Below are 4,932 nucleotides of genomic sequence, written 5' to 3'. Positions count from 1 at the left end.
CGCGTCGGTGCCGGCTCGGACCGGCGGGACAGCGAAGGAATCCTGACCACTACACACCTCCTGATGAATGCGTGGTGGCCGACGGAAAGGGTGGCACCCACGCGGTGTCGTACCTCAAATACCCACCTGGGCGTTTCCTGACACCAATCCTGGGTACGAGCGCCGAGCCCGGCTGATGCGGGCCCTGATCGGCGCGCGGCCCGGGCCGGGCGGGACTGGCTATCCTTGGCACCCGTGCCAGAGGGACACACGATCCACCGCTTGGCGGCCCGGCACGCCGAGCTGTTCGCCGGGGACAAGCTGCACGCCGCGAGCCCGCAGGGTCGTTTCGCCGAGGGTGCGGCCCGGCTCTCCGGGACCGTGCTGGACGGCACCGAGGCGTACGGCAAGCACCTGCTGCACCACTACGCCGGTGAGCTGACCCTGCACGTACACCTCGGGCTGTACGGCAAGTTCGCCGACGGGCCGGGGGAGCCGCCGGAGCCGGTCGGCCAGGTGCGGCTGCGGCTGGCCAGCGACCGGCACTGGCTCGACCTGCGTGGCCCCACGGCCTGCGAGCTGTTCACCCCGCCCGAGGTGGCGGCACTGCGGGACCGCCTCGGGCCGGATCCGTTACGCGGCGACGCCGACCCGGAGCGGGCGTACGCCCGGATCTCGCGCAGTGCCACACCTCTCGCCGCGCTGCTGCTGGACCAGTCGGTGGTGGCCGGCACCGGCTTGATCTTCGTGACCGAGGCGCTGTTCCGGGCCGGGCTGTCGCCTACGATGCCCGGCCGGCAGCTGACCGGAGCCGGTTGGGACGCGCTCTGGGCGGACCTGGTCGGGCTGATGCGGCTCGCCGTGGAGCACGGCCGCATCGACACGGTCCGCGATGCGCACCTGCCCGAGGCGATGGGCCGCCCGGCCCGGGTGGACCGGCACGGTGGCGAGGTGTACGTCTACCGCCGCCCCGGGGCGCCCTGCCACGTCTGCGGCACCGAGATCAGCCGTGGTGAGCTTGCCGGGCGCAACCTCTACTGGTGTCGTACCTGTCAGGTGGATTGAGCCGGTCGCCCTGACGCTGAGCGGCTTCAGTCGGCGTCGAGCAGCCAGCGGACCACCTCGATATTCTGCGCAAAGACAACGTCGTCGGCGACGCTCCAGGCCAGCGTGTGCCCGATCGTCCAACCCCGAGCCCGCTCCCGGTCCAGCCCCAGCTCGGCACAGAGCCGGTCCAGCCGGTGCCGGACGGCGGCCGGTGAGTGCCCCAACTCCTGGCCGCGCACCATCGGCACCACCGAGAACTCCCGTTCCCCGGTCAGCGGCTTCGGGTCGATCGCCAGCCACGGCCCCCGGTCACCGGGGAGCGCGTCGGCGGCGAGCACGTTGCCGGCGTGCAGGTCCTGATTGACCAGCACCTGCTCGCCCTGGCTCGACGCCAGACCGCCGAGCAGGTCGAGCGCCGCGTCGAGCAGCCGCCGCTGGTACGGCCGGCCGGTCCGTTCCCAGGCCCGGGGCATCCGGTCGATCCAGCCGGCGGCCTCCTGCGCCAGCGGGGTGAACGGCGCACCGGCCGGTCGCCAGAGCCGGGGGAGCAGCCCGATCACCGCGTCGAGCGCCCGGTCCGGCGGAAGGTCGTGCAGGGGAGTGCCGGGCTGGCAGCGTTCCAGCAGCAGGGCGCGCCGCCCGGGGTCGTGGGCGAGCAGGCGGATCGCCGCGTCACCGTCCCAGTGGGCCAACGCGTCGGCCTCGTGCCGGCTCTCCTCGTCGGGGTACTGGAGCTTCAGCACCGCCGCCGTGCCGTCGGGCAGCTGAGCGGGGAGCGCCAGCGAGGCGTACGCGTACCGGAAGGGTGGGTCGAGTCGCAGCGACCACTGCTGCGCGCACTCCGCCAGCCACGTCGGGAGGGTGGCCAGCCAGGCGCGACCGGCGGGTGATCCGCGTACCCAGTCAAGTCCCTCGGGCAGATCCATCTGGTCCTCCTGGGCTGTCACGGCGTTCCTGTGCCGGTCCACAGTGGCTAGCGTGGACGGGTGCAGATTGGCGAGGAGGATCGATGACCCCCGACGACGAGAAGTTTCTCCGCCAGGCCGTGGAGATCGCCAGGCGGGCTGGGGCGTCCGGCGAACGGCCGTTCGGCTCGCTGCTTGTCGACGCGGCCGGCGTGGTCCTGGTCGAGGACCACAACACGGTGGTCTCCGGCGCGGACATCAGCGCGCATCCGGAGTTGAAGCTGGCCGTCTGGGCGGCCCGGGAGCTTCCGCCCGAGGTGGCTGCCGGCACCACCATGTTCACCAGTTGCCAGCCCTGCGGGATGTGTGCGACAGCGATCGAGCGGTCTGGCCTCGGCCGGGTGGTGTACGCGCTGTCCAGCGAGCAGTTCGAGGAGGTCAAGCCGCCCACCCCGGCGCTGCCCCCGGTCCGGTACGAGGGGCCGGCGCTGTTCGAGGAGGCACGTCGGCCGATCGACGACTACTACTGACCGAAGCTGTCCCGCTGTGGTGTGACGCAGCCGGAATTGACAGTCGGCCGGCTGCCGGAGCAGGGTTGACCGGTGACAACGATGTCAACGGACAAAAGGGAAGGGATTGTGTGCATGATCCTCTCCCTGCCGCACCCGGTTCGCGGTGTCCCCTTGACGGTTTCCCGGCGCGGACCCGGTCTGTCCGCCGATCCTGGCCGTATGTCCCTTTCCTACCCAACGGTGACCAGCTGAGATGACCGACGTGCCCCGATCCGACGCCGCAACGACCCCCGCTCCGGCGGGGTCGACAGACCTGCCCGATCTGGACGACTTCCTCGCCGACCAGACCCGGACCTTGCTCGACACCGCCCGCCGCTCGGTACGGGCCGAGGGCGGCTTCTGGTGGTTGACCGACGACCGCACCCCGGATCGGAGCGAACCGATCCACACCTGGATCACCTGCCGGATGACCCACGTGGCAGCCCTCGCCCATCGCAACGGCGACCCGGACGCCGCCGCCCTGGTCGACCACGGGGTCGCCGCGCTCAGCACGCTGCTGCGCGACGACCGGTACGGCGGCTGGTTCAGCGCGGTGGACCAGCAGGGCGCACCCGTCAACGACCGCAAGGCCGGCTACGACCACGCGTTCGTGCTGCTCGCCGCCTCCAGCGCGGCGCGCGCCGGACGGCCCGGCGCGGACCGATTGCTCGCGGACGTGCTGGCCGTCGTGCGGGACCGGTTCTGGGACGAGGACGCCGGGGCGGTCCGCGAGTCGTGGAACCGCGACTGGACGGTCACCGAGGACTACCGGGGCGCCAACAGCAGCATGCACATGGTCGAGGCGTTCCTCGGCGCTACCGCCGCCACCGGCGACGCGAGCTGGGCCGACCGGGCCCTGCGGATCGCCACCCACCTCGTGCACGGTGAGGCGGCCCGGCACGACTGGCGGCTGCCCGAACACTTCACCACCGACTGGTCGCCGCTGCCCGACTACAACCGGGACCAGCCCGCCGACCCGTTCCGGCCGTACGGCTCCACCATCGGGCACTGGCTGGAGTGGGCTCGGCTGCTGCTGGAGCTGGAGGCGGTGCTGCCGCAGCCACCCCGCTGGCTGCTCGCCGACGCCCGCGCCCTGTTCGCCGCCGCCGTGCGTCGCGGCTGGGCCGTCGACGGCGCGGACGGCTTCGTCTACACGATCGACTGGGACGACCGGCCGGTGGTGCGCTCCCGGATGCACTGGGTGCTCGCCGAGGCCGTCGGTGCGGCGATCACCCTGCACCGGCGCACCGGGGACGCGGTCTACCTCGACTGGTACCGGGCCTTCTGGGCGTACGCCCGCCGCAGTCTCATCGACCAGACCGGATGGCGGCACGAGTTGGACGCGCAGAACCGGCCCGCCGGCACGGTCTGGCACGGCCGACCGGACGTCTACCACGCCTACCAGGCGGTACTGCTGTCCCGCGCGGCCGACGGGCTCGGTGGCCCCGGCCCGCTCGCACCGGGGGAGGTGACCGCGTGATCGTCGTCGCGGGTGAGGCACTGATCGACCTGGTCGTCACCGCCGAGGGTCAGCGGGCGGTGCCGGGTGGCTCCCCGGCGAACGTCGCTGTCACACTGGCCCGGCTCGACCAGCCGGTACGACTGCTGGCCCGGCTCGCCGACGACGAGTACGGTCGGCAGCTCGTCGAGCACCTGAGCGCCAACCGGGTGGACCTGGGGTGGGCGGTGCACGCCGAGGAGCCCACGTCGGTGGCGGTGGCCACGCTGAACGCCGCCGGGCAGGCCAGCTACGAATTCCGGCTGGCCGGTGCGGCGGACTGGCAGTGGACGCCGCGCGAGCTGCCCGAACTGGCCGGAACACCGGCGGTCGCGTTGCACACCGGATCCCTCGCGCTCGCGCTGGCCCCCGGTGCGGAAGTGCTGGAGGGCCTGCTCGCCCGGGAACGCCAGCGGGACGGGCTCACCGTCTCCATCGACCTCAACCTGCGGCCGAGCATCGTCACGGACCGGGCGGCGGAGCAGGAGCGGGTACGCCGGCAGATCCGCCTCGCGCACCTGGTCAAGGCCAGCGACGAGGATCTGGCCTGGCTCTACCCGGACCGGTCGCTGGCCGACGTGATGACCGAGTGGCGGGCGGCCGGGGTGTCCTGCGCCGTGGTGACCCGGGGCGGCGAGGGTGCCTGGCTGCTCGCGCCCGACGGCTCGCTGCACGAGGAGCCGGCGGTGCGGACCATTGTTGTCGACACCGTCGGTGCCGGCGACTCGTTCACCGGTGGCCTGCTGGCCGCGCTGGCCGACCTCGACGCGCTCGGTGACCGGCCGGCCGACCGGCTCGCCGCGGTGACCGGGCCGCAGTGGGGTGTGGTCCTCCGGCAGGCCGCCACGGTGGCCGCGTTGACCTGCGCCCGCCGCGGCGCCAACCCGCCCACCCGCGCCGAGGTCGAAGCCCTCCTCACCACCAACCCCGCCTGACCCTGCCCGCGCAACCC

Annotated in this window: 5 protein-coding genes; 4 read left to right on the top strand and 1 reads right to left on the bottom strand. The window is 73.0% G+C overall.

Features of this window, described 5'->3' with window-relative positions; all coding sequences use genetic code 11:
- Nucleotides 1–234 precede the first annotated feature (234 nt).
- A complete protein-coding gene (locus KBX53_RS22275; RefSeq protein WP_210861437.1) occupies nt 235–1,044 on the top strand; it encodes an Fpg/Nei family DNA glycosylase in 810 nt (269 codons plus the stop codon).
- A 26-nt stretch (nt 1,045–1,070) separates the two neighbouring features.
- Here KBX53_RS22275 and KBX53_RS22270 read toward each other — a convergent pair whose 3' ends face one another.
- The gene (locus KBX53_RS22270) at nt 1,071–1,952 is read right to left on the bottom strand and encodes an aminoglycoside phosphotransferase family protein (RefSeq protein WP_210861435.1); all 882 of its coding nucleotides are present in this window, start codon (nt 1,950–1,952) and stop codon (nt 1,071–1,073) included.
- 83 nt (nt 1,953–2,035) lie between these two features.
- On the opposite strand from KBX53_RS22270, the gene KBX53_RS22265 reads away from it, so the two are divergent.
- The 3 genes from KBX53_RS22265 (at nt 2,036) to KBX53_RS22255 (ending at nt 4,915) form a co-directional block, all read left to right on the top strand.
- Nucleotides 2,036–2,461 carry a nucleoside deaminase gene (locus tag KBX53_RS22265; protein WP_210861432.1) on the top strand — a complete coding sequence of 142 codons (426 nt, stop codon included), beginning with the start codon at nt 2,036–2,038 and terminating at the stop codon, nt 2,459–2,461.
- A gap of 235 nt (nt 2,462–2,696) precedes the next feature.
- A complete protein-coding gene (locus KBX53_RS22260; RefSeq protein ID WP_210861430.1) occupies nt 2,697–3,962 on the top strand; it encodes an AGE family epimerase/isomerase in 1,266 nt (421 codons plus the stop codon).
- Nucleotides 3,959–4,915 (top strand): carbohydrate kinase, encoded by a 957-nt coding sequence (locus tag KBX53_RS22255; RefSeq protein ID WP_210861428.1) that lies wholly within the window; start codon nt 3,959–3,961, stop codon nt 4,913–4,915. The genes KBX53_RS22260 and KBX53_RS22255 overlap by 4 nt, the downstream gene beginning before the upstream one ends.
- Nucleotides 4,916–4,932 lie beyond the last annotated feature (17 nt).

It is taken from the genome of Micromonospora sp. M51, from assembly GCF_018070305.1.
In the GTDB taxonomy this organism is placed as follows: domain Bacteria; phylum Actinomycetota; class Actinomycetes; order Mycobacteriales; family Micromonosporaceae; genus Micromonospora; species Micromonospora parva.
The sequence above is the reverse complement of the archived record's forward strand: the minus strand, read 5'-3'. Positions and strand labels throughout refer to the sequence as shown.